This window comes from Streptomyces sp. AN091965 (assembly GCF_022698285.1).
Classification (GTDB): domain Bacteria; phylum Actinomycetota; class Actinomycetes; order Streptomycetales; family Streptomycetaceae; genus Streptomyces.
This window is the reverse complement of sequence record NZ_JALDMY010000001.1, coordinates 4,332,888-4,355,098: the sequence shown is the minus strand read 5'-3', so window position 1 is coordinate 4,355,098 and position 22,211 is coordinate 4,332,888. Positions and strand designations below refer to the sequence as shown.

Annotated in this window: 16 protein-coding genes; 10 read left to right on the top strand and 6 right to left on the bottom strand. The window is 72.7% G+C overall.

The window, feature by feature from the left end:
• The first annotated feature begins 12 nt into the window (after positions 1–12).
• Both MQV74_RS18175 and MQV74_RS18170 read left to right on the top strand, forming a co-directional pair.
• Positions 13–2,001 carry an outer membrane protein assembly factor BamB family protein gene (locus tag MQV74_RS18175; protein WP_278194169.1) on the top strand — a complete coding sequence of 663 codons (1,989 nt, stop codon included), beginning with the start codon at positions 13–15 and terminating at the stop codon, positions 1,999–2,001.
• Between the two features lie 279 nt (positions 2,002–2,280).
• The gene (locus tag MQV74_RS18170; RefSeq protein WP_242718967.1) at positions 2,281–2,979 is read left to right on the top strand and encodes a helix-turn-helix transcriptional regulator; all 699 of its coding nucleotides are present in this window, start codon (positions 2,281–2,283) and stop codon (positions 2,977–2,979) included.
• A 10-nt stretch (positions 2,980–2,989) separates the two neighbouring features.
• On the opposite strand, the gene MQV74_RS18165 is transcribed toward MQV74_RS18170, so the two are convergent.
• Both MQV74_RS18165 and MQV74_RS18160 read right to left on the bottom strand, forming a co-directional pair.
• The gene (locus MQV74_RS18165) at positions 2,990–3,313 is read right to left on the bottom strand and encodes a hypothetical protein (RefSeq protein ID WP_242718965.1); all 324 of its coding nucleotides are present in this window, start codon (positions 3,311–3,313) and stop codon (positions 2,990–2,992) included.
• An 18-nt stretch (positions 3,314–3,331) separates the two neighbouring features.
• Complete coding sequence (locus MQV74_RS18160) at positions 3,332–5,017, bottom strand: sodium:solute symporter family protein (protein ID WP_242718962.1); 1,686 nt, start codon at positions 5,015–5,017, stop codon at positions 3,332–3,334.
• A gap of 256 nt (positions 5,018–5,273) precedes the next feature.
• On the opposite strand from MQV74_RS18160, the gene galT reads away from it, so the two are divergent.
• From galT to galK, 3 genes are read left to right on the top strand one after another with little or no spacing between them, the layout of a single operon-like run.
• Positions 5,274–6,332 (top strand): galactose-1-phosphate uridylyltransferase, encoded by a 1,059-nt coding sequence (galT, locus tag MQV74_RS18155; RefSeq protein WP_242718960.1) that lies wholly within the window; start codon positions 5,274–5,276, stop codon positions 6,330–6,332.
• Entirely contained in the window at positions 6,332–7,291 is a 960-nt protein-coding gene (galE, locus tag MQV74_RS18150; protein WP_242718959.1) for a UDP-glucose 4-epimerase GalE, read from the top strand. Before galT ends, galE begins: the two co-directional genes overlap by 1 nt.
• Before the next feature lie 7 nt (positions 7,292–7,298).
• Complete coding sequence (galK, locus tag MQV74_RS18145) at positions 7,299–8,444, top strand: galactokinase (protein ID WP_242718957.1); 1,146 nt, start codon at positions 7,299–7,301, stop codon at positions 8,442–8,444.
• A gap of 35 nt (positions 8,445–8,479) precedes the next feature.
• On the opposite strand, the gene MQV74_RS18140 is transcribed toward galK, so the two are convergent.
• Positions 8,480–8,935 (bottom strand): GNAT family N-acetyltransferase, encoded by a 456-nt coding sequence (locus MQV74_RS18140; RefSeq protein ID WP_242718955.1) that lies wholly within the window; start codon positions 8,933–8,935, stop codon positions 8,480–8,482.
• Positions 8,936–9,170: 235 nt separating this feature from the next.
• Between MQV74_RS18140 and MQV74_RS18135 the strand changes: the two genes are divergently transcribed.
• Positions 9,171–9,950, top strand: a complete 780-nt coding sequence (locus tag MQV74_RS18135; protein ID WP_138960158.1) for a LuxR C-terminal-related transcriptional regulator — start codon at positions 9,171–9,173, stop codon at positions 9,948–9,950.
• Here MQV74_RS18135 and tamR read toward each other — a convergent pair.
• The gene (gene tamR / locus MQV74_RS18130; protein ID WP_164324112.1) at positions 9,909–10,406 is read right to left on the bottom strand and encodes a MarR family transcriptional regulator TamR; all 498 of its coding nucleotides are present in this window, start codon (positions 10,404–10,406) and stop codon (positions 9,909–9,911) included. The two genes, MQV74_RS18135 and tamR, sit on opposite strands and share 42 nt — an antisense overlap.
• 263 nt (positions 10,407–10,669) lie before the next feature.
• Between tamR and MQV74_RS18125 the strand changes: the two genes are divergently transcribed.
• Together MQV74_RS18125 and MQV74_RS18120 are read left to right on the top strand one after the other, a co-directional pair.
• Positions 10,670–11,509, top strand: a complete 840-nt coding sequence (locus MQV74_RS18125) for a trans-aconitate 2-methyltransferase (RefSeq protein WP_242718953.1) — start codon at positions 10,670–10,672, stop codon at positions 11,507–11,509.
• Positions 11,509–11,877, top strand: a complete 369-nt coding sequence (locus MQV74_RS18120; protein WP_242718951.1) for a VOC family protein — start codon at positions 11,509–11,511, stop codon at positions 11,875–11,877. Before MQV74_RS18125 ends, MQV74_RS18120 begins: the two co-directional genes overlap by 1 nt.
• A 2,084-nt stretch (positions 11,878–13,961) precedes the next feature.
• Here the strand turns inward: MQV74_RS18120 and MQV74_RS18115 are convergent.
• Positions 13,962–14,681, bottom strand: coding sequence for a TetR/AcrR family transcriptional regulator (locus MQV74_RS18115; RefSeq protein ID WP_374120641.1), 720 nt, complete (start codon positions 14,679–14,681; stop codon positions 13,962–13,964).
• A complete protein-coding gene (locus MQV74_RS18110) occupies positions 14,678–15,691 on the bottom strand; it encodes an acyl-CoA desaturase (protein ID WP_242718949.1) in 1,014 nt (337 codons plus the stop codon). Before MQV74_RS18110 ends, MQV74_RS18115 begins: the two co-directional genes overlap by 4 nt.
• Positions 15,692–15,999: 308 nt before the next feature.
• On the opposite strand from MQV74_RS18110, the gene ppc reads away from it, so the two are divergent.
• Both ppc and MQV74_RS40800 read left to right on the top strand, forming a co-directional pair.
• Complete coding sequence (gene ppc, locus MQV74_RS18105) at positions 16,000–18,762, top strand: phosphoenolpyruvate carboxylase (RefSeq protein ID WP_374120640.1); 2,763 nt, start codon at positions 16,000–16,002, stop codon at positions 18,760–18,762.
• A 136-nt stretch (positions 18,763–18,898) separates the two neighbouring features.
• Complete coding sequence (locus tag MQV74_RS40800) at positions 18,899–22,123, top strand: hypothetical protein (RefSeq protein WP_308402278.1); 3,225 nt, start codon at positions 18,899–18,901, stop codon at positions 22,121–22,123.
• Positions 22,124–22,211 lie beyond the last annotated feature (88 nt).

Here is a 22,211-nt window from a genome sequence, read left to right as displayed (position 1 = left end):
GGAAAACACGTCATGACTCAGCCGCCTCAGCCCCCCAACGAGCCCCCGCAGGGCGGGTTCGGCGCCCCCCAGGACCCGCCGTCCGGCGGTTTCGGCGCGCCCCAGGACCCCCAGCAGGGAGGCTTCGGCAAGGCCCCGGAGCCGGGCTACGGCTACCCGCAGGCGCCGGGCACCCCGCCGCCGCCCCCGCAGGGCCAGCCGGGCCAGGCGCCGTACGGCTACCCGCAGGCGCCCCAGCCGCCCCAGGTCCCGCAGACGCCGCCGCCCGCGGCCCCGCCGCAGACCCCGCCGCCCGCCGCTCCGCCGCAGGCGCCGCCCGCCCCGCCCGCGTACGGCCGGCCCGCCGCCCCGGCCTACGGTCAGCCCGCGGCCCCCGCGTACGGCCAGCCCGCCGCGCCCGCGTACGGCCAGCAGCCCGGCTACGGCTACCCGGGCCAGCCCGGCGCGCCCGGACAGCAGCAGTACGGCTATCCGCAGCCGCCCACCGTGTCGATGCAGCCGCAGCCGCCGGGCCCCGGCGGCCCCGGCGGTTCCAACGGCAAGAAGAAGCAGATGACGATCATCGTCGCGGCGGTCGCCGCGATCGCGCTGATCGTCGGCGGCGGAGTGATCTACGCGGCGCAGAAGGGCGGCGACGACAAGAGCAACAGCGCCAAGAAGGGCGACAAGGACGGCAAGGGCGGCGAGGGCGGCGACAAGAAGGACCTGCCCTCCGGCGGTCCCGCCAAGGAGAAGGCCCCGGCGGACACCAGCGCCAAGGTGGCCTTCCAGGTCCCCGCCCCGGCCGTCCCCAAGGACGACGTGTGGAGCGTCGAGGGCTCCTGGCTGACCGACGACGCGGTCGTCAAGTCCGGCTACCAGGGCAAGGACAAGGACCACGCCCTGATCGCGTACGACCCCGCGTCCGGCAAGCAGAAGTGGTCGGTCCCGCTCACCGGCGAGACCTGCGCGGTCTCCAAGGAGATCACCAAGGACGGCATCGCCGCGGTCGTCGCCAAGGACGCCAAGGCCACCAAGGCGAACAAGTACCCGGACTGCAGCCAGGTCTCCGCGGTCAACGTGAAGACCGGCAAGAAGCTGTGGACCAAGGACGTCACCAACAGCGGCATGAAGGTGGAGTTCGAGGAGATCACCATCTCCGGTTCCACCATCGCCGCGGGCTCCGGCACCGGCGGCACCGGCGCCGCCTGGGACCTCTCCGGCAAGCTCCTGTGGAAGCCGCAGATCGGCGACAAGTGCAAGGACGTCGGCTACGCGGGCGGCGAGCAGCTCGTCGCGGTCCGCAAGTGCGGCGACTACGACGACCCCAAGCTGAAGATCCAGCTGATCGACCCCAAGTCGGGCGACGTCAAGTGGAGTTACGCGCTGGCCGCGGGCATCGACAACGCCAAGATCATCTCGACCAGCCCGGTCGTCTTCGGCCAGGACACCGAGGAGATCACCGCCAGCGGCGCCACGGACGTCTTCTCGCTGAGCAACAACGGCAAGCTGCGCGCCCGCATCAAGCTGGAGGACGGCAAGTACTCCCACGACTGCGACGTCAACAAGGTCTACAGCTGCCGCGCGATCGCCGTCGGCAACGACAAGCTGTACGTGCCCACGCGCCAGCACGACGCGGGCGGCTCCGGCTACGGCTTCACCAACGAGATCATCGGGTTCTCGCTGGCCACGGGCAAGACCACCGGTGACCGCGCGGACGCGGGCAAGGACGGCGAGATGTTCCCGCTGCGCATGGACGGCGGCAACGTCCTCGCGTACAAGGGCGGCGGCTACAACAAGGGCGCCAAGGTCGTCTCGCTCGACGGCAAGTCGATGAAGGAGACCACGCTCCTGGAGACGCCCGCCACCGAATCGGTCAGCAGCGCCATCAGCGGCATGGTCCCCAAGTCCAACGAGGTCCTGTACGGCAACGGCCATCTGTTCATGGGCAAGGAGCTGATCAGCAAGCCGTACTCCAAGGACGACAAGGAGTACATCGCGCTCGGCTTCACCACGGAGTGAGCCGGCGGGTGACCGGTCGGGCACCGGTCACCCACCGCCACGAACGGCCCCGGACCGCGCGGTCCGGGGCCGTTCCCGTCTCCGGGGCCGTTCACTCTCCGTACTCCCGTACTGCCGCTAGCTCAAAGGCAGTGATTTCGGCATCCAGGGCTGCATCTGGACGGTAGGGGCAGCGCAACGTCGAACAAGCGTGTAGCTTCCGGGGGATGGAGGGCCGGGGCCCCGGGTCCGTGGGGGGACCAGTGGGGGAATCCGTGGGGGACATTGGGGGGTTGCTCGATGGGTGTGCGGCTCATGGTGGTCGACGACCACCGTCTGCTCGCCGAGGCGCTCGCGTCGGCGCTCAAGCTGCGCGGGCACCGGGTGCTGGCCGCGGCCGCACCGGCCGCGGGCGCGGCCGAACTGGTCATCAGCCGGGCCCCTGAGGTGTGCCTCCTCGGCACGGCGACACCCGCCGAGCCGGGCATGTTCGACCCCGTGGTCAAGATCAAGCGGGAGCGTCCGCAGGTGGCCGTGGTGGTGCTCGGGCCCGTGCCGTCGCCGCGGGGCATCGCGGCGGCCTTCGCCTCCGGCGCCTCCGGGTACGTACGGCACGACGAGCGCATCGAAGGAGTGGAGCGCGCCATCATGAAGGCGCGCGCCGGTGAGGCCGCCGTCGCGCCCCAATTGCTCCAAGGCGCCTTCAGCGAGCTGCTCAACCCCGCGGCGCAGCCCGACGACGAGGGGCAGCGGCTCCTCCAGATGCTCACGCCGCGTGAGGTCGAGGTGCTCGTGCGGGTCGCGGACGGTGAGGACACGCGGCTCATCGCGGCGGGGATGGGGATCGCGCCCAGCACGGCGCGGACGCATGTGCAGCGCGTGCTGATGAAACTGGGCGTGGGCTCGCGCCTGGAGGCCGCCGCCCTGGCTGCCCGCACGGGCCTCCTGGACCGCGCGGAGCGCCCCGCCCGCCTCAACAACTCGGGCACGCCCCAGTAGCCCCCGGCCCTTATCGGCCTTCGGCCTCGTCCTCAAACGCCGGAGGGGCTGGATCTTCCAGCCCCTCCGGCGGTTGCGGAGCGAGGGTCGGGCGCAACCACAGCCAGACGAGGAAGAAGAGGCCGAGGGCGAGCATGCCCAGGCCCGTCCAGAGGTTGATGTTGATGCCCTCGGCCTTGTCGAGGTCGGCGTCGGACGCCGTGATCCCCGCGATCGTCACGATCACGCCGTAGACGACGAACAGGCCCCCGATGATGCGCCGGATGTCGAAGAGGCGCGCGGCCGTCGCGGACTTCCGCTCCAGGTCGGAGACTTCCTTCTGCAGGTCGGACATGGTGGCTCGGACCTCCGGTCAGAACGAGTAGGGGACGTAGCAGGCCGCGGCGAGCACCACCGCGCCCCACCCGAGCAGCGCGGGCCTGCGGTACCAGGCGGAGTCGCCCGGCTCGGCGCCGTCGTCCTCCAGGCCCGGCGACGCGGTGCCGTACACGAGCCCGGCGAGCTCGGCCTCGGGCTTGGGCGCGGTGAAGAGCGTGACCACCACCATCACCACCGCACCGGCGACGAAGCCGACGATCGCGGAGACGAAGTTGGCGCCCTGGTCGGTGGGGATGTCGACGACGCCCTGCTTGTAGATCCAGAAGTAGTTGAGCATCGCGGCACTGGTGCCCGCGACCAGGCCCCACACACCGGATTTCATGGAGGCGCGCTTCCAGAACATCCCGATGACGAAGACCACGAACATCGGGACGTTGAAGAAGGAGAACAGCGTCTGGAGGTAGCCCATGATGTTGGAGAAGGACGAGGCGATGAAGGCCGTGCCGATCGAGGCGAGCACACCGATCGCGGTGATGAGCCGGCCGAACTTCAAGTAGTAGCCGTCCTCACGGCCCTTCACCACGTACCGCGCCCAGATGTCGTACGTGAACACGGTGTTGAAGGAGGACACGTTGGCCGCCATGCCCGCCATGAACGCGGCGAGCAGGCCGGTGACCGCGATGCCGAGGACGCCGTTGGGCAGCAGCTCCTGCATCAGATAGGGGATCGCGTCGTTGTAGGTGAGGTCCGAGTCCGCCGTGCCGATCTTCGGGACGAGCACCGCGGCGATGAGGCCGGGCAGCATGACCAGGAACACGATGAACATCTTCGGGAACGCGGCGATCAGCGGGGTGCGCTGCGCGGCGGAGAGGTTCTTCGCGGACAGGGCGCGCTGCACCTCGGCGAAGTTGGTCGTCCAGTAGCCGAAGGAGAGCACGAAGCCGAGGCCCAGGATGATGGTGAGCCAGTTGGCGCCCAACGGATTGGGGTCGCCGATGCCGGTGCCGCCCCAGGCGGTGAGGAAGTTGTCGCCGTGTTGCTTCTCCAGGTTGCCGCTGAGGCCGTCCCAGCCGCCGACCTTCTTCATGCCGATGACGCAGATCGGGATGAGCGCGGCGAGAATGACGAAGAACTGGAGGACCTCGTTGTAGATCGCCGAGGAGAGGCCGCCGATGGTGATGTACGCGAGCACGAAGATCCCGGCGACCACGATGGCCACCCACTGCGGCCAGCCGAGCAGCGCCTCCACGACGATCGACAGGGCGTAGAGGTTCACGCCCGCGATGAGGATCGCGGCGAAGGCGAAGAGCGCCGAGCTGAGCAGATGGGCGGACCTGTCGAAGCGCTGGAGCAGGAACTCCGGGACCGAGCGCACCTTCGAGCGGTAGTAGAAGGGCATCATCACGAGGCCCAGGAAGACCATCGCGGGGATGGCGCCGATCCAGTACCAGTGCACGACGGCGACGCCGTACTGCGCGCCGGTCGCGGCCATGCCGAGGATCTCGGTGGCGCCGAGGTTGGCGGCCACGAAGGCGAGGCCGGTCACCCAGGCGGGCAGCGAGCGGCCCGAGAGGAAGAAGTCGAGGCTGGTCCGCACGGAGCGCCGGGCGGCGAACCCGATGCCGAGGACGACCACGAAGTAGAGGGCGAGGATGGTGTAGTCGAGGCCGTTGGTGGGCAGCCGGAGCCCCTCGGCCAGGGTGTGTGTGGATGCGGGCATGCAGAACTCCGGAATCCGACGAGAACTCGCTTCGGCACGCGAACTGATCAGACGGGAACCTACGCCCACCGCTTCAGTAAGTGAACAGTTCTGTTGATGTTCTTTGTTTGATTGTGATCGAGTCTCTGTGGGTGCCTGGTTTGCACGATTACTGTCGGTGTGGGGATTGCGCACCGGCGGTGGGCATTGACGATGCTGTTGGCTTGTGGTTTGTTATGTTCGGTTCTGTTGGCGGGCCGGATGAGGAGCCCCACACGTGAAGAAGACCTCGACGCGTCTCGCTGACGGTCGTGAGCTCATCTACTACGACCTGCGCGACGACACCGTCCGTGCCGCCCCCGACCGGCGCCCCCTCGACGCCGTCGCCACCACCTCCGGGATCCGCCGGGACCCCCTCCTCGGCGACAGCGTCGCGATCGCGTCCCACCGCCAGGGCCGCACCTACCACCCCCCGGCCGACCAGTGCCCCCTGTGCCCCTCCACCCCCGAGCGGCCCACCGAGATCCCCGAGTCCACGTACGACGTCGTGGTCTTCGAGAACCGCTTCCCCTCCCTCGCGGGCGACGCGGGCCGCTGCGAGGTCGTCTGCTTCACCTCCGACCACACGGTGTCCTTCGCCGACCTCACCGAGGAGCAGGCCCGCCTCGTCCTGGACGCCTGGACCGACCGCACCGCCGAGCTGTCCCACCTGCCCGCCGTCCAGCAGGTGTTCTGCTTCGAGAACCGCGGCGCGGAGATCGGCGTGACCCTCGGCCACCCGCACGGCCAGATCTACGCCTATCCCTTCGTGACCCCCCGCACGGCCCTGATGCTGCGCTCCCTGGCCGCGCACAAGGAGACGACCGGCGGCCGCAACCTCTTCGACGACGTCCTCGCCGACGAGCGCGCGGGCGCACGCGTCGTCCTGGACGCCGCGCACTGGGTGGCCTTCGTGCCGTACGCCGCGCACTGGCCCTACGAGGTGCACCTCTACCCCAAGCGCCGCGTCCCCGACCTGCTCGCCCTCGACGAGGCGGCGCGTGCCGAGTTCCCCGGCGTCTATCTGGAGCTGCTCAAGCGCTTCGACCGCCTCTTCGCCGCGGACGGGGCGGACGGGTCCCCGACTCCCTACATCGCGGCCTGGCACCAGGCGCCCTTCGCCGCCCTCGACGGCGTCAACCGCGACGACTTTGCGCTCCACCTCGAGCTTTTCACCATTCGCCGCACTTCGGGCAAGCTGAAGTTCCTCGCGGGTTCCGAATCCGGCATGAGTGTGTTCATCAACGACGTGCCGCCGGAGACCGCGGCCGAGCGACTGCGAGAGGTAGCGAGTTGATGAGTGCGAAGTACCTGGTCACGGGCGGCGCGGGCTATGTCGGCAGCGTCGTCGCACAGCATCTGGTCGAGGCCGGGCACGAGGTCACGGTCCTCGACAACCTCTCCACGGGCTTCCGCGAGGGCGTGCCCGCCGGTGCCGCGTTCATCGAGGGTGACATCCGCGATGCCGCCAAGTGGCTGGATTCCTCGTACGCGGGCGTCCTGCACTTCGCCGCCTTCTCCCAGGTCGGCGAGTCCGTCGCCAAGCCCGAGAAGTACTGGGACAACAACGTCGGCGGCACCATGGCGCTGCTCGCCGCCATGCGCGACGCGGACGTGCGCACGCTCGTCTTCTCCTCCACCGCCGCGACCTACGGCGAACCGGTGAGCACCCCCATCAAGGAGACCGACCCGACCGCGCCGACCTCCCCCTACGGCGCCTCCAAGCTCGCCGTCGACCACATGATCACGGGCGAGGCGAAGGCCCACGGCCTGGGCGCGGTCTCCCTGCGCTACTTCAACGTGGCGGGCGCCTACGGAGAGTTCGGCGAGCGCCACGACCCCGAGTCCCACCTCATCCCGCTCGTCCTCCAGGTCGCCCAGGGCAGGCGCGAGGCGATCTCCGTCTTCGGCGACGACTACGCCACCCCCGACGGCACCTGCGTGCGCGACTACATCCATGTCGCCGACCTCGCCGACGCCCATCTGCGCGCCCTCGACGCCGCCACGCCGGGCGAGCACCTCATCTGCAACCTCGGCAACGGCAGCGGCTTCTCCGTGCGCGAGGTCATCGAGACCGTCCGCAAGGTGACCGGGCACCCGATCCCCGAGGTCGTGGCCGCGCGCAGGGGCGGCGACCCGGCCGTCCTCGTCGCCTCCGCCGCCACCGCCCACGAGCGCCTCGGCTGGCGGCCCGCCCGCGCCGGCCTCGCGGGCATCGTCGCCGACGCCTGGGCCTTCGCCCAGCGAAAGGGGTAACCGGCCCATGCCCGTCGCCGAGGAGTTCACCACCCTCTACGGATACGAACCCGCCGGGGTGTGGGCGGCCCCGGGCCGCGTCAACCTCATCGGCGAGTACACGGACTTCAACGAGGGCTTCGTGATGCCGCTCGCCCTGCCGCACACGGCGGTGGCCGCGGTCGCCCGCCGCGACGACGGGACCCTGCGGCTGCACTCCGCCGACGTCGAGGGACCCGTCGTCGAACTCGCCGCGGCCGCTCTGGAGCCGCTCTCCGACAGCGGCGGCTGGGCCGCCTACCCCGCCGGCGTCGTCTGGGCGCTGCGCGCGGCCGGGCACCCGGTCGGCGGCGCGGACCTGCACCTGGCCTCCACGGTGCCGACCGGGGCGGGTCTTTCCTCCTCGGCGGCGCTGGAGGTGGTGACGGCCCTCGCCCTGAACGACCTCTACGAACTCGGCCTGGACCGGCGGGAGTTGGCGCTCGTCGCCCAGCGCGCCGAGAACGCGTTCGTGGGTGTGCCGTGCGGCGTCATGGACCAGACGGCGTCCGCCGTCTGCGAGCCCGGCCACGTGCTGCACCTCGACTGCCGCGACCTGTCCGTGCGCCAGGTCCCCTTCGACCTCGCCGCGCACGGGCTGCGGCTCCTCGTCGTCGACACGCGCGTGAAGCACGAGCTGGGCGACGGGGCGTACGCCGAGCGGCGCGCGGGCTGCGAGGCCGGGGCGCGCGCGCTCGGCGTGACCCATCTGCGCGACGTTCCGTACGCCGAACTCCCCGCGGCCCTCGACCGCTTGAGCGAGGACCGCGTCCGCCGCTACGTGCGGCACGTCGTCTCCGACGACCACCGGGTCGAGCGGGTCGCGGCGCTCCTCGACGCGGGCGACGTGCGCGGCATCGGCCCGCTCCTCACCGAGGGCCACGCCTCCCTCCGGGACGACCTGCGCATCTCCTGCCCCGAGCTCGACCTCGCCGTCTCGGCGGCGGGCGAGGCGGGGGCGCTCGGCGCGCGGATGACCGGGGGCGGGTTCGGCGGCTCCGCGGTCGTCCTCGTGGAGGCGGCGGAGACGGAGGCCGTCACCAAGGCCCTCCACGCCGCCTTCGCCCGGGCGGGCTTCCCCGAGCCCCGCGTCTTCGAGGCGGAGCCTTCGCCCGGGGCGCGCCGCCTGGCCTAGGGCCTGTCCGATGGGTCGGGGGCGCCCGCGAAGGCTCAGCCCAAGCGCTTCGTCAGGGTGTACTCCGTGACGCCCTCCGGGTAGTCGGGGATGGCGCACACCACCGCGTAGCCCTGCTTCTCGTAGAACGCGGGAGCCTGGAAGTCCCAGGTCTCCAGGCGCGAGTTGAGGCAGCCGCGCTCCGCCACGGCCACCGCCTCCGCCCGCGCGAGCAACCGCGCGCCGAGCCCCGCGCCCCGCGCGCCCGGCGCGACCCAGAGCAGGCCCACGTGCAGCCACCCCGCCCACGTGTGCCCGGACAGGCCCCCGACCAGCGCGTCGTCGCCCCCCAACGCCCAGACCCCGAGCGGAACTTCCCGTTCGGCAGGGGTCCCCCGCATCGCCCGCAGCACGGGTGAGGCGTCCGTATTGGCCGCCCGCAGCCGTGCCCGAAGCAGACGAAGCCGTTCTTTGTCGACTCCTGTCTCAATACGAAACATACGGCTCACCATAAACGCGCCGGACAATCAGTTCTGCAAATCCACTTCCGCTCCGGGCCCCCGTCCGTACTCTGAAGGACAGCGCCGGTGGGGGCCGGCGCCGTTCAGGGGGCGAGACAGTCGGGTACGACGCCCGGCCTGGGGGTGGCAGTCACAGCACGGCGGCGGCCGTGCGGCTGTGGCGCTCCCTCGTGCCGGGCGCCGTATCCGCACTTGGTCCACCGTCCTCCAGCCTGTGGGGGTTTCCGTGGTTCGTATCCGAGTCCTGGTCGTCGACGACCATCGCATCTTCGCCGAGTCGCTCGCGGCCGCGCTCGCCGCCGAGCCCGACGTGGACGTGTCCGCCGCGGGCAGCGGCCCGGCGGCGCTGCGCTGCCTTGACCGTGCGGCCGCCGAAGGCCGCAGATACGACGTGCTGCTCGTCGACGCCGACCTCGGCGGCACCGCACCCGTGCTGCACAGCGCGGCACGCCCGGCGGTGCCCGTGCACGACGGCCAGGCGGACGGGCTCGTGGACGGCATCTCCCTGGTCACGGGCGTGCGTTCGGCGCAGCCCGCCGTGCGGACCGTCGTCCTCGCGGAGAAGGACGACCCGCGCCGCGCCGCGCTCGCGCTCCAGGCCGGGGCCTCGGGCTGGGTGGCGAAGGACTGCTCCCTGTCCCGGCTGCTCACCGTCATCCGCGGCGTCCTGCGGGACGAGACGCATCTGCCGCCCGCCCTGCTCACCGGCGTCCTGCGCGAGCTGACGGCCGCCCGCAAGCACCGTACGGAGTCCGAGCGGCTCGTGGAGTCCCTGACGCCGCGCGAGCGCGAGGTCCTTCGCTGCATGGTCGCGGGCCTCGGCCGCAAGGCCGTCGCGGAACGCCTCTTCCTGTCCCCGCACACCGTCCGCACCCATATGCAGAACGTGCTCGGCAAACTCGGCGTGCACTCCACGCTCGCCGCCGTCGCCCTCGCCCGCAGGGCCGGGGTCGGGCCCGTCGACCTAGCCGGGGACGTTGTCGAACGGGGCGGTCAACTGGCGTAGCAGCGCCGCCAGTTCACCGCGCTGGGCGCGCGACAGCTCGCCGAGGATCGCCCGCTCCTGATCGAGCAGCCCCGCGAGGGCCTGGTCGGCGCGGTCGCGGCCCTCGTCGGTGAGCCGCACGAGCACGCCGCGGCGGTCGCTCGGGTCGGGCAGGCGCTCCACGAGCCCCTTCTTGGCGAGCCGGTCGATGCGGTTCGTCATCGTGCCCGAGGTCACCAGGGTCTGGGTGAGGAGCTGGCCCGGGGACAGCTGATAGGGGGCGCCCGCGCGTCTGAGCGACGTCAGTACGTCGAACTCCCAGGGCTCCAGCTCGTGCTCGGAGAACGCCAGCCGACGTGCCCGGTCGAGATGGCGCGCCAGCCTGCTCACGCGGCTCAGCACCTCGAGCGGTTCCACGTCGAGGTCAGGGCGCTCCCGACGCCATGCAGCGACCAGCCGGTCGACCTCGTCCTCCATGACGATCAGTGTAGGGGGTCTGTCGACATGAAGTCTCTTGACGTCAAGATAGTCGGGAGGTGAGGATGGCGACGACCGATCGGCACGCCCAGTCCGTACGGGGTGGCCGTACGGCGTGTGTCCGCACGCCCCGGTGGTGCGCGCCGCGCACGCCCCTGGGCCGCGTGGACGCCCGCCGCCGCGCCCCTTGCGGTCCCGCCCGTCCGCACCCGCGCCCGCTGTTCCGTACGGCCCGCGCCCGTGCGCCGCAGAGGAGCCCCCTCATGCCGTCCACGCCGCTTCCCGCATCTCCCACCTGGGACCCGAACCAGTACCTGCGCCACGCGGGCCACCGCAACCGCGCCCTTACCGATCTGCTCGCCCACGTCGGCCCGCCCGCCGACGGGCGGCCCCCGCGCATCGCCGACCTCGGCTGCGGGCCCGGCAACTCCACCGCGCTCATCGCCGAGCGCTGGCCCGGCGCGCACATCACCGGCTACGACAACTCGCCCGAGATGCTGGCGCGCGCCGCCGACCACGCCGGGGCCACGCCCGGCGGGGGCCGCGTGGACTTCGCCCACGCCGACCTCGCCCGGTGGGCGCCCCCGGAGCCGTACGACCTGATCCTGTCCAACGCCACCTTCCAGTGGGTGCCCGGGCACGCCGACTCCTTCGCCGCCTGGATCCACGCCCTCGCGCCCGGCGGCACCTTCGCCTTCCAGGTCCCCGCCAACTTCGACGCGCCCAGCCACGCGCTGATGCGGGACCTCGCGGCGGCGCCTCGCTGGCGCGAACGCCTCGCCGGGAGCCTGCGCCACGCCGACGCGGTCCTCGAACCCGCCGCCTATCTCGACCTCCTCAGCGGCCTCGGCTGCGCCGCCGACGTCTGGGAGACCACCTACCTCCAGGTCCTGCCCGGGCAGGACGCGGTCCTCGACTGGGTCAAGGGCACCGGGCTCCGGCCCGTCCTCACGGCCCTCGCCGACGATCCCGGGGCGGTGGAGGACTTCCTCGCCGAGTACGGCGCCCTCCTGCGCGAGGCCTATCCCCGGCGGGACCACGGCACGGTCTTCCCCTTCCGCCGCCTCTTCGCGGTGGCCCGCACGGCGACGGGGGCCGTGTGATGCTCACCGCCATCGACCATGTGCAGCTCGCCGCGCCGCCCGGCAGCGAGCCCGTCCTCCGCGCCTTCTACGGGGACGTCCTCGGGATGACCGAGGTGCCCAAGCCGCCGGGGCTCGCGGGGCGGGGCGGCTGCTGGTTCCGGGCCGGGGCCGTGCAGCTGCACGTCGGGGTCGAGGACGGGTTCCGGCCCGCGCGCAAGGCCCATCCCGGGCTGCGGGTCACCGGCATCGACGCGTACGCCGCCCGGCTCGTGGCCCGCGGGGTCGGCGTCGTCTGGGACGACGCGCTCCCTGGCCACCGCCGCTTCTACGCCCACGACCCGGCAGGCAACCGCCTGGAGTTCCTGGAACCGTCTCCCCGGGCCTGAGCCCCGTGCCCCTGCGGGGAGGGTGTCCGCGGGTCCCCGCCGAGGGGCGGCCCGGCCCGCCGCCCCGCCGCCCGGGCACGTGGCCCCGAGGCGGGGTGCTCGCCCGCGACCCCGGCGACACGGGGCTGCGCTGCGCGCCGCCGGGGCGGTCCCACCCACCCGCCCAACAGGGAACCGGGGGCCTGACCCCGCGACCCCGAACTGTCTCCCCGGGCCTGAGCCCCGTTGCCCCTGCGGGGCGGGTGTCCGCGGGTCCTGCCGAGGGGCGGCCCGGCCCGCCGCCCCGCCGCCCGGGCACGTGCCCCGGAGGCGGGATGCTCGCCCGCGACCCCGGCGTCACGGGGCTGCGCTGCGCGCCGCCGGGCGGTCCCACCCACCCGCCCAACAGGGAACCGGGGGCCTGACCCCGCGCCCCGAATCGTCTCCCCGGGCCTGAGCCCTTGGGCCGCGCCGCTGCGGGGCGGGTGTCCGCGGGTCCCGCCGAGGGGTGGCCTCGCCCGCTGCCCGGGTACGCGGTCCCGAGGCGGGATGCTCGCCCGGGGCTGCGCTGCGCGCCGCCGGGGCGGTCCCACCCACCCGCCCTCCAGGGGGCCAGGGGCCTGACCTCGCGCCCCACCCCGAAGCCAGGCTCCCGCCGGGCCAGGACGGCCCCGCCACCCGCCCCGCCCGGTACGGGCTCCGCGGGGCGCCGCCGCGCAGTGCCGGGGGCAGCCCCACATCGCCCGTCCCCCCTTGCCGGGGCCAAGCAGCGCAGAGCCGGGGCAGTCCCCCCACCCGCCCCCACCCGAGTCGGGAGCCCATGGGCGCCACCCGCCCCGCGCTTCGCCCGGGGCAGGGCGTGGTGGAGGGCGCCTCCCGCAAACACCTCCGCCGAGGCCAGGCCGCCCGAGGCCGGGGGCAGCCCCACCACCCGTCCCCCCGCCCGGGGCGGGGCCGCCGGGCACCGGCCGCGAGCGCCCGCATTCGGCTTGAGCGGTCCGGGCCGGGGCTGTGGGGCCTCACCGGCAAGGGGGCCGCGTCGGCAGAGCTCAGCAGGGTGGGAGACATCTGCGGGGGGCGGCACCCCATGCCGGGGTCGGGCTTCGCACGTCGAGGGGGGCGGGTGGGTGGGCCTGCCTCGGCTGGCGCGCAGCGCGGCCCCGTATCGCCGGGCCGGGGGATGGGGCATCACCGGGATCCGTTCCGGGTCGGGGCCGGGCTGGGCCGTGCCGGGGGTGGTCCCGCAGCCCTTCCCTGCTCGGGGTGGGGGCTTGGGGGCGTCATAGGCGAGTGTCCTGTACCGGAGGCGGGCCGTGCGCAGGCTGGGGTGGAGGTGGCGTTCCGGGTCGGGGCCGGGTTGGGCCGTGCCGGGGGTGGTCCCGTAGCCCTTCCCTGCTCGGGGTGGGGGCTTGGGGGCGCCATAGGCGAGTGTCCTGTACCGGAGGCGGGCCGTGCGCAGGCTGGGGTGGAGGTGGCGTTCCGGGTCGGGGCCGGGTTGGGCCGTGCTGGGGGTGGTCCCGCCGCCCGCCCCCGCCCGGGGCGCGGGCTGGGGGCGCCACCGGCATGCGCTCCGCGTCGGGGGTCGGCCCGCGAAGCCGGGGAGATTCGGGCGGGCGGGGGGGGAAGCCGTCCGCCGCGGTAGAGCCCCGTGCTGGAACGGTGGCCCCGCAAGGGCAGGGAGTCCCCGGCGGGAGAGCCCGGCCCGGTGGGGGCGGGTGGGTGGGACCGCCCGGCGGCGCGCAGCGCAAGCCCCGTGTCGCCGGGCAGCCGCGTGGGGCACCGACGGCGAGCGCCCCGCGCCCCCGTGTCGCCGGGCAGCCGCGTAGGGCACCGACGGCGAGCGTCCCGCGCCGTGGGCGGGCGAGTGGGGGAGGAACCGCCGCAGTAGCCGCGGCACGTGGGCCCGGGGGCGGCGTTCCGCTTGGAGGCCTGGCCTCGTGAAGGCGGCGGAGCTTTGGGCGGGTGGGAGAGGGACCGCCGCGGCGGCTGCGGCATGGTGGGCCCGGGGGCGGTGTTCCGCGGTGGGGCCTGGCCTCGTAAGGCCGGGGAGTTTCGGGTGGGAGAGGCCCCCGCCGCGGTGGCGGTGGGGGGCTCGCGACCCGCCGTCAGGACTTGCGGTGGCCTATCAGGCGCGGCTTCGGCTCCAGGCCGTCAAGCCCGTGCCAGGCCAGGTTGACCAGGTGCGCGGCCACCTCCGCCTTCTTGGGCTTGCGCACGTCCAGCCACCACTGCCCGGTCAGGGCCACGCTGCCGACCAGCGCCTGCGCGTACAGCGGCGCCAGCTTCGGATCGAAGCCGCGGGTCTTGAACTCCTGCCCGAGGATGTCCTCGACCTGCGTCGCGATGTCGGAGATCAGCGAGGCGAAGGAGCCCGTGGACTGCGGAATGGGGGAGTCGCGGACCAGGATGCGGAAGCCGTCCGTGTACTCCTCGATGTAGTCGAGGAGGGCGAAGGCCGCCTGCTCGCACAGCTCCCGCGGGTGCCCGGCGGTCAGGGACCCCGTCACCATGCCGAGGAGCTGGCGCATCTCGCGGTCCACGACCACCGCGTACAGCCCCTCCTTGCCGCCGAAGTGCTCGTACACGACCGGCTTGGAGACCCCGGCCTTCGCCGCGATCTCCTCGACGGAGGTCCCTTCGAAGCCCTTGGCGGCAAACAGGGTGCGGCCGATGTCCAGCAGCTGTTCGCGGCGCTCGGCGCCGGTCATACGGGTCCGGCGGGTACGCCGGGGCTTGTCGTTGTTCGAATTCGACGGGCTCTTCGGGGCCCGGGAGGAGCCCTTGGTGCCCGGAGTGCTGGAGTCGGTCGCCACGTGTTCCATCATGCCGCGTCAGCGGCCTGACGGTTGCCACGGGCATCGATCGCGTCGGCCGGCTTGCGGCGCGCGTCGATCCGGGACCGCGACGGCCAGCGCACGTCGTACGCCCAGCCGAACTGTTCGAACCAGCGGATCAGACGCGCGGAGGAGTCGATCTGCCCCCGCATCACCCCGTGCCGCGCGGACGTCGGGTCGGCGTGGTGCAGGTTGTGCCAGGACTCGCCGCAGGACAGGACGGCCAGCCACCACACGTTCCCCGAGCGGTCACGCGACTTGAAGGGCCGCTTGCCCACCGCGTGGCAGATGGAATTGATGGACCACGTCACGTGGTGCAGCAGCGACACCCGGACGAGTGAGCCCCAGAAGAACGCCGTGAGCGCGCCCCACCACGACATCGTCACCAGACCGCCGACCAGCGGCGGGAAGAGCAGCGACACCAGCGTCCACAGGACGAACTGACGCGAGACGGCACGGATCGCCGGGTCCTTGATCAGATCCGGCGCGTACTTCTCCTGCGACGTCTGCTCCTGGTCGAACAGCCAGCCGATGTGCGCCCACCACAGGCCCTTCATCAGAGCGGGCACCGTCTCGCCGTACCGCCACGGGGAGTGCGGGTCGCCCTCCGCGTCGGAGAACTTGTGGTGCTTGCGGTGGTCGGCCACCCAGCGCACCAGCGGGCCCTCGACCGCGAGCGACCCCATCACCGCGAGGGCGATCCGCAGCGGACGCTTGGCCTTGAACGAGCCGTGCGTGAAGTACCGGTGGAAACCGATCGTGATGCCGTGACAGCCCAGGAAGTACATGAAGACGAGCAGACCCAGATCGAGCCAGCTCACCCCCCAGCCCCAGGCCAGCGGCACCGCCGCGACCAGGGCGACGAAGGGGACGGCGATGAACGCGAGCAGCGTGATCTGCTCCAGCGAACCCTTCTGCTCGCCGCCCAGCGTCGCGGACGGGAGCGGGGCGCCGCCGGGCGCCCCCTGAGATTCTTCGATGACATCGGGGCTTGTGGTCATTGGGCGTTCCCCTGGGGGGTCGAGGGTGTGTGCGCAGGCCATGTGCCATGAGAGCGAGTGCCCGCGCGGTGGCCGGCGCATGCCGCGCCTACGGGACCGTAACCTACGGGCACGTAAGTATCGCAGCGCGCGGCCCGGCGGCAAGAGGCCGCGAGACAGCTGGAACGCATCGACACCTATCCTTGGATCGGTCGGACAGCGCGGTCCGCTCTGTTATCTCCCCCGGTTCACCCACCGGGACCCCTCCCAGACGTGCCCACCGTCTCCCCGCCCGCGAGGGCCGGGATTCACCGCAAGGAGCCGCACCTGTGAGCAGTGCCGACGACCAGACCGCCCCGCAGGCCGCCGCGAGCACCGCGACGGCCACGGCCACCAGCGAGCTGCGCGCCGACATCCGCCGCCTCGGCGACCTCCTCGGCGAGACCCTCGTCCGCCAGGAAGGCCCCGAGCTCCTCGACCTCGTCGAGAAGGTCCGCCGCCTGACCCGCGAGGACGGCGAGGCCGCCGCCAAGCTCCTCGGCGGCACCGAGCTGGAGACCGCCGCCAAGCTGGTACGGGCCTTCTCCACCTACTTCCACCTCGCGAACGTCACCGAGCAGGTGCACCGCGGCCGCGAGCTGCGCGCCCGCCGCGCCGCCGAGGGCGGCCTCCTCGCCCGCACCGCGGACCGCCTCAAGGACGCCGACCCCGAGCACCTGCGCCAGACCGTCGAGCACCTCAACGTGCGCCCGGTCTTCACCGCCCACCCCACCGAGGCCGCCCGCCGCTCCGTCCTCAACAAGCTGCGCCGCGTCGCCGAGCTCCTGGAAACCCCGGTCATCCCCTCCGACCGGCGCCGCCACGACATCCGCCTCGCCGAGAACATCGACCTCGTCTGGCAGACCGACGAACTGCGCGTGGTCCGCCCCGAGCCCGCCGACGAGGCCCGCAACGCCATCTACTACCTCGACGAACTGCACGCCGGAGCCGTCGGCGACGTCCTGGAGGACCTCACCGCCGAACTGGAGCGCGTCGGCGTCCAGCTGCCCGAAGGCACCCGCCCGCTGACCTTCGGCACCTGGATCGGCGGCGACCGCGACGGCAACCCCAACGTGACGCCCGACGTCACCTGGGACGTCCTGATCCTCCAGCACGAGCACGGCATCAACGACGCCCTCGACACCATCGACGAACTCCGCAGCTTCCTGTCGAACTCCATCCGCTACACCGGCGCCACCGAGGAACTCCTCGCCTCCCTCCAGGCCGACCTGGAGCGACTGCCCGAGATCAGCCCCCGCTACAAGCGCCTCAACGCCGAGGAGCCCTACCGCCTCAAGGCCACCTGCGTCCGCCAGAAGCTGGAGAACACCAAGCAGCGCCTGGCCAAGGGCACCGCGCACGAACCCGGCCGCGACTACCTGGGCACCACCGAGCTCCTGCACGACCTCACGCTCATCCAGACGTCGCTGCGCGCCCACAAGGGCGCCCTCTTCGCCGACGGCCGCATGAACCGCACCATCCGCACCCTCGCCGCCTTCGGCCTCCAGCTCGCCACCATGGACGTACGCGAACACGCCGACGCCCACCACCACGCCCTCGGCCAGCTCTTCGACCGGCTCGGCGAGGAGTCCTGGCGCTACGCCGACATGCCGCGCGAGTACCGGCAGAAGCTGCTCGCCAAGGAGCTCAGGTCGCGCCGCCCGCTCGCGCCCTCCCCGGCCCCCCTCGACGCCGCCGGACAGAAGACCCTCGGCGTCTTCGAAACGGTCAAGAAGGCCCTGGACGTCTTCGGCCCCGAGGTCATCGAGTCGTACATCATCTCCATGTGCCAGGGCGCCGACGACGTCTTCGCCGCCGCCGTCCTCGCCCGCGAGGCCGGCCTGCTCGACCTGCACGCGGGCTGGGCCAAGATCGGCATCGTGCCGCTCCTGGAGACCACCGACGAGCTGCGCGCCGCCGACGTCATCCTCGACGAGATGCTCGCCGACCCCTCCTACCGCCGCCTCGTCGCCCTGCGCGGCGACGTCCAGGAGGTCATGCTCGGCTACTCCGACTCCTCCAAGTTCGGCGGCATCACCACCAGCCAGTGGGAGATCCACCGCGCCCAGCGCCGCCTGCGCGACGTCGCCCACCGCTACGGCGTGCGCCTGCGCCTCTTCCACGGCCGCGGCGGCACCGTCGGCCGCGGCGGCGGCCCCTCGCACGACGCCATCCTCGCCCAGCCCTGGGGCACCCTCGAAGGCGAGATCAAGGTCACCGAGCAGGGCGAAGTCATCTCCGACAAGTACCTGGTGCCCTCGCTCGCCCGCGAGAACCTGGAACTCACCGTGGCCGCCACCCTCCAGGCCTCCGCGCTGCACACCGCCCCGCGCCAGTCCGACGAGGCCCTCGCCCGCTGGGACGCCGCCATGGATGTCGTCTCCGACGCCGCCCACGCCGCGTACCGCGAGCTGGTCGAGGACCCGGACCTGCCGACCTACTTCCTGGCCTCCACGCCGGTCGACCAGCTCGCCGACCTGCACCTGGGCTCCCGGCCCTCCCGCCGCCCCGGCTCCGGCGTCTCGCTCGACGGCCTGCGCGCCATCCCGTGGGTCTTCGGCTGGACCCAGTCGCGGCAGATCGTGCCCGGCTGGTTCGGCGTCGGCTCCGGCCTCAAGGCCCTGCGCGAAGCGGGCCTGGACACCGTCCTGGAAGAGATGCACGAGCACTGGCACTTCTTCCGCAACTTCATCTCCAACGTCGAGATGACCCTGGCCAAGACCGACCTCAGGATCGCCCGGCACTACGTCGACTCCCTCGTCCCCGACGACCTCAAGCACGTCTTCGCCACCATCGAGGCCGAACACGAGCTGACCGTCCGCGAAGTCCTCCGCGTCACCGGCGAGAAGGAACTCCTCGACGCCCAGCCCGTCCTCCGCCAGACCTTCGCCATCCGCGACGCCTACCTCGACCCGATCTCCTACCTCCAGGTCGCCCTCCTCAAGCGCCAGCGCGACGCGGCCGCCGCCGACGGCGAACCCGACCCGCTGCTCGCCCGCGCCCTGCTGCTCACCGTCAACGGCGTCGCCGCCGGACTGCGCAACACCGGCTGACCCCCCCCACACGGCCGAACGGCCCCGCACCCACCCGGGTGCGGGGCCTTTCAGGTGAAAAGTGCGGTTAACGCCTTGTCGTAACGGCCACCACCCCCACCCCCGCCCCACAGTTGACCCGTCCTCAGGTCCCCTCGTGGTCGGAAGTGCTGTGGTCCTCCTCGCCCACCGGTACCGTCGCGCGCTCGGCGCCACGGTGGCCGTCCTGCTCGCCGCCCTCGCGGCACTCGCCCTGGTCCCCCACGACAGCGCGGCCCGCGCCGACGCCCGCATGAGCGTCCGCCTCGACCCCGGCACCACGCCGGTGCCGTCCGGCGACCACGTCACCTACAACGGCTTCATCCAGTGCTCCATCCCCGGAGACTGCCAGTCGGTGACCGTCACCTTCACCCCGCCGCCCGGCGCCTCCGGCAAGGGAGTGGTCTCCCAGCCGTACCCGCCCGGCGTCACCGGCGTCACCGCCCACGACGACGGCAGCGTCACCGTCACCTACACCTCCATCGCCAGCGGCCAGAGCTCACAGCTCACCGTCAGCTGGCCCACCGAGGACTACTGGACACCCCCCGGCGACCAGCGCGCGACCATGTCCGCCACCGCCACCAACGGCGACGGCACCCCCAGCACCGACGACGCCGTCGTCGACGTCACCGCCGAACCCAACCCGGCCGTCCGCAAAGAGGGCCCCTCCCGCGCCCGCCCCGGCGAGACCATCACCTACAAGGTCACCGCCACCAACGACCCGCGCAACACCAACCGCCCCCGCGGCAACCTCGCGCTGGAGAACGCCGTCCTCACCGACGTCCTCCCCGAAGGCGTCGACCTCGTCGACGCCACCCCCGCCGGATACACCTACGACGCCGCCACCCGCACCATCAGCTGGCCCGTCGACACCGAACCCGACCGCCCCGGCGACCAGCTCGCCCAGGTCACGACCTACCCCTACGGCGTCGTCCACGAAATCCGGGTCAAAGTACGCGACGGCGTCGCCGACGGCACCACCCTCACCGACACCGCCACCCTCAGCGGCGACCCCTTCGGCCCCGGCACCGAAGAGATCACCAAGACCGACACGGCCGACACCGTCGTCGGCACCGGCGGCGGCGAAGTCTCCGGCACCCTCGACAAATCCGTCGACACCCCCCTCGCCGCCGACGGCCAGCGCGTCTCCTACGTCCTGCGCTTCGCCAACACCGGCACCGACCCCGCCGACGCCCGCCTCAGCGACACCCTCCCCACCGGCTTCACCCCGCAGACCCTCAGCCTCTCCACCCCCTCCGGCAGCGCCTACACCGGCGACTGGACCGTCACCGTCACCCGCCGCGACGGCACCACCGAGACCATCACCCCCAGCGGCCAGACCATCGACCTCAGCCGCCTCGGCGACCTCACCTCCGTACGCGTCGACGTCCCCGGCCTCGCCGCGGGCACCAGCCTCATCGCCCAGATCGGCGGCCGCGCCGACGCCGGCGAACTGCCCGGCGGCAGCGGCGACGTCGACAACTGCGCCCGCCTGAACCTCACCGGCGCCGCGGGCACCGCCGAAGAGGACTCCTGCACCAGCTTCCACATCGAACCCCAGGTCTCCCAGCCCGAGCTGACCAAGTCCACCGACCCCACCCCCGTCGGCCCCGGCGGCAGCCACACCTGGACCGTCACCCTCCGCAACGACCGCTACCGCACCGGATCCTCCCCGCTGCGCCCCCGCTTCGTCGACCTCGTCCCCCGCCAGCTCGCCTACGACAAGGGCTCCTGGACCCTCGCCGACGGCCAGCCCGACTACTGCCCCGCCGCCGACCGCTTCACCGAGACCGTCTCCGAAGGCCCCGACGGCCGCACCCGCGTCGAACTCACCGCGGAACCCGGCGCCGAGATCCCCGCCGACGACTCCTCCTGCGCGTACGAGTTCCGCACCACCGTCGAACCCGGCGTCGCCAGCGGCACCTACGGCGGCTCGCCCGACAGCGCCGACTACGCGGGCAACCGCGCCGGGCTCTACGACGCCGAGCGGCCCATCAACACCCGCAGGACCGACACCCACGACATCGACGGCGACGGCGACACCACCGAGAACGTCGCCGAGGCCACCGACGACTTCGCCATCGCCGAATCCTCCGCCCTGTTCGTCACCAAAGAGGTCAAGGGCGACAAGGACGACGCCTTCAAGGGCTCCGCGGAGGTCCCCGGCAAGGAGGACGAGATCGGCCAGTCCACCATCGGCGGCACCGTCGAATACCGCACCGTCCTCGGCAACATGGGCAACACCGACCTCACCAACGTCGTCGCCTACGACCTGCTGCCCGCCCCCGGCACCTACGGCGTCACCAGCGGCCGCTACGAGGACGACGTGACCAGCCAGTGGCGCCCCACCCTCACCGGGCCCATCGGCGCGGGCGGCGCCCCCGTGACCATCACCTACTCCGAGGAACCCGACCCCTGCCGCCCCGAGATGGACAACACCCCCGACAAGAGCGCGCCCTTCCAGTGCGGGGGCGAGGTCGACCCCTCCTTCGTCCCCGCCGACGACGTCACCGACTGGAGCCGGATCCGCTCCATCCGCTTCGACTTCGACGGGCACGTGTTCTCCGCCGGTGAGCGCTATACGCTGCGCTGGCTGATGGAGGTGCCGGAGCGCTCCCCGTCCGGGGAGCCGTTCGAGGGCGGGGAACGCACCTGGAACAAGATCGCCATCTCGGGCGACCGCCGCCAGCCGGACGGCTCCACGCGGGACCTCCTCGCCACCGAGGCCCCCTGGGTCGTCGACGAAGTCCAACCGGCCCCTTCGCCGTCTCCGTCGCCGTCTCCGTCGGATTCCCCGTCTCCGTCGCCGTCGCCGTCCCCGTCGGACTCGCCGTCGCCGTCCCCGTCTCCGTCGGACTCGCCGTCGCCGTCCCCGTCCCCGTCGGACTCGCCGTCCCCGTCCCCATCCGACTCGCCGTCTCCGTCGCCGTCTCCGTCGGATTCCCCATCGCCGTCGCCGTCGCCGTCGGACTCGCCGTCCCCGTCCCCGTCTCCGTCGGACTCGCCCTCGCCCTCGCCGTCGCCGTCGGACTCCCCGTCTCCGTCGCCGTCCCCGTCGGACTCGCCGTCGCCGTCGGACTCCCCGTCCCCGTCACCGTCGCCCTCGGATTCGCCGTCGCCCTCGCCGTCTCCGTCTGACTCCCCGTCCCCGTCGCCGTCCGAGCCGACCGAACCTCCGTCGCCCTCGCCGTCGCCCTCCGAGTCGACCCGGCCGCCGACGCTGCCGGACACCGGGTCCGGGGGAGCGTGGCTGGCCTCGGGGATCGCGGCGGCGCTGCTAGCGGCAGGCGCGTTGCTCGCGGCGATCGCCCGCAGGCGCCGGGAGGAACAGGGCCACCTGTGAGCTGAACCCGCGCCGGACTGAAAACACCCCGCCCACCCGCCCCCGAAAAGGGGGCGGGTGGGCGGGGGAACATCCGGACGACGGCGGG

What these genes read in the sequence shown, in the direction of transcription:
- MQV74_RS18175 (WP_278194169.1), top strand. Translation starts at nt 13, where the DNA reads ATGACTCAGCCGCCTCAGCCCCCCAACGAGCCCCCGCAGGGCGGGTTC.
- MQV74_RS18170 (WP_242718967.1), top strand. Translation starts at nt 2,281, where the DNA reads ATGGGTGTGCGGCTCATGGTGGTCGACGACCACCGTCTGCTCGCCGAG.
- MQV74_RS18165 (WP_242718965.1), bottom strand. Translation starts at nt 3,313, where the DNA reads ATGTCCGACCTGCAGAAGGAAGTCTCCGACCTGGAGCGGAAGTCCGCG.
- MQV74_RS18160 (WP_242718962.1), bottom strand. Translation starts at nt 5,017, where the DNA reads ATGCCCGCATCCACACACACCCTGGCCGAGGGGCTCCGGCTGCCCACC.
- galE (WP_242718959.1), top strand. Translation starts at nt 6,332, where the DNA reads ATGAGTGCGAAGTACCTGGTCACGGGCGGCGCGGGCTATGTCGGCAGC.
- galK (WP_242718957.1), top strand. Translation starts at nt 7,299, where the DNA reads ATGCCCGTCGCCGAGGAGTTCACCACCCTCTACGGATACGAACCCGCC.
- MQV74_RS18140 (WP_242718955.1), bottom strand. Translation starts at nt 8,935, where the DNA reads ATGGTGAGCCGTATGTTTCGTATTGAGACAGGAGTCGACAAAGAACGG.
- tamR (WP_164324112.1), bottom strand. Translation starts at nt 10,406, where the DNA reads ATGGAGGACGAGGTCGACCGGCTGGTCGCTGCATGGCGTCGGGAGCGC.
- MQV74_RS18125 (WP_242718953.1), top strand. Translation starts at nt 10,670, where the DNA reads ATGCCGTCCACGCCGCTTCCCGCATCTCCCACCTGGGACCCGAACCAG.
- MQV74_RS18120 (WP_242718951.1), top strand. Translation starts at nt 11,509, where the DNA reads ATGCTCACCGCCATCGACCATGTGCAGCTCGCCGCGCCGCCCGGCAGC.
- MQV74_RS18115 (WP_374120641.1), bottom strand. Translation starts at nt 14,681, where the DNA reads ATGATGGAACACGTGGCGACCGACTCCAGCACTCCGGGCACCAAGGGC.
- MQV74_RS18110 (WP_242718949.1), bottom strand. Translation starts at nt 15,691, where the DNA reads ATGACCACAAGCCCCGATGTCATCGAAGAATCTCAGGGGGCGCCCGGC.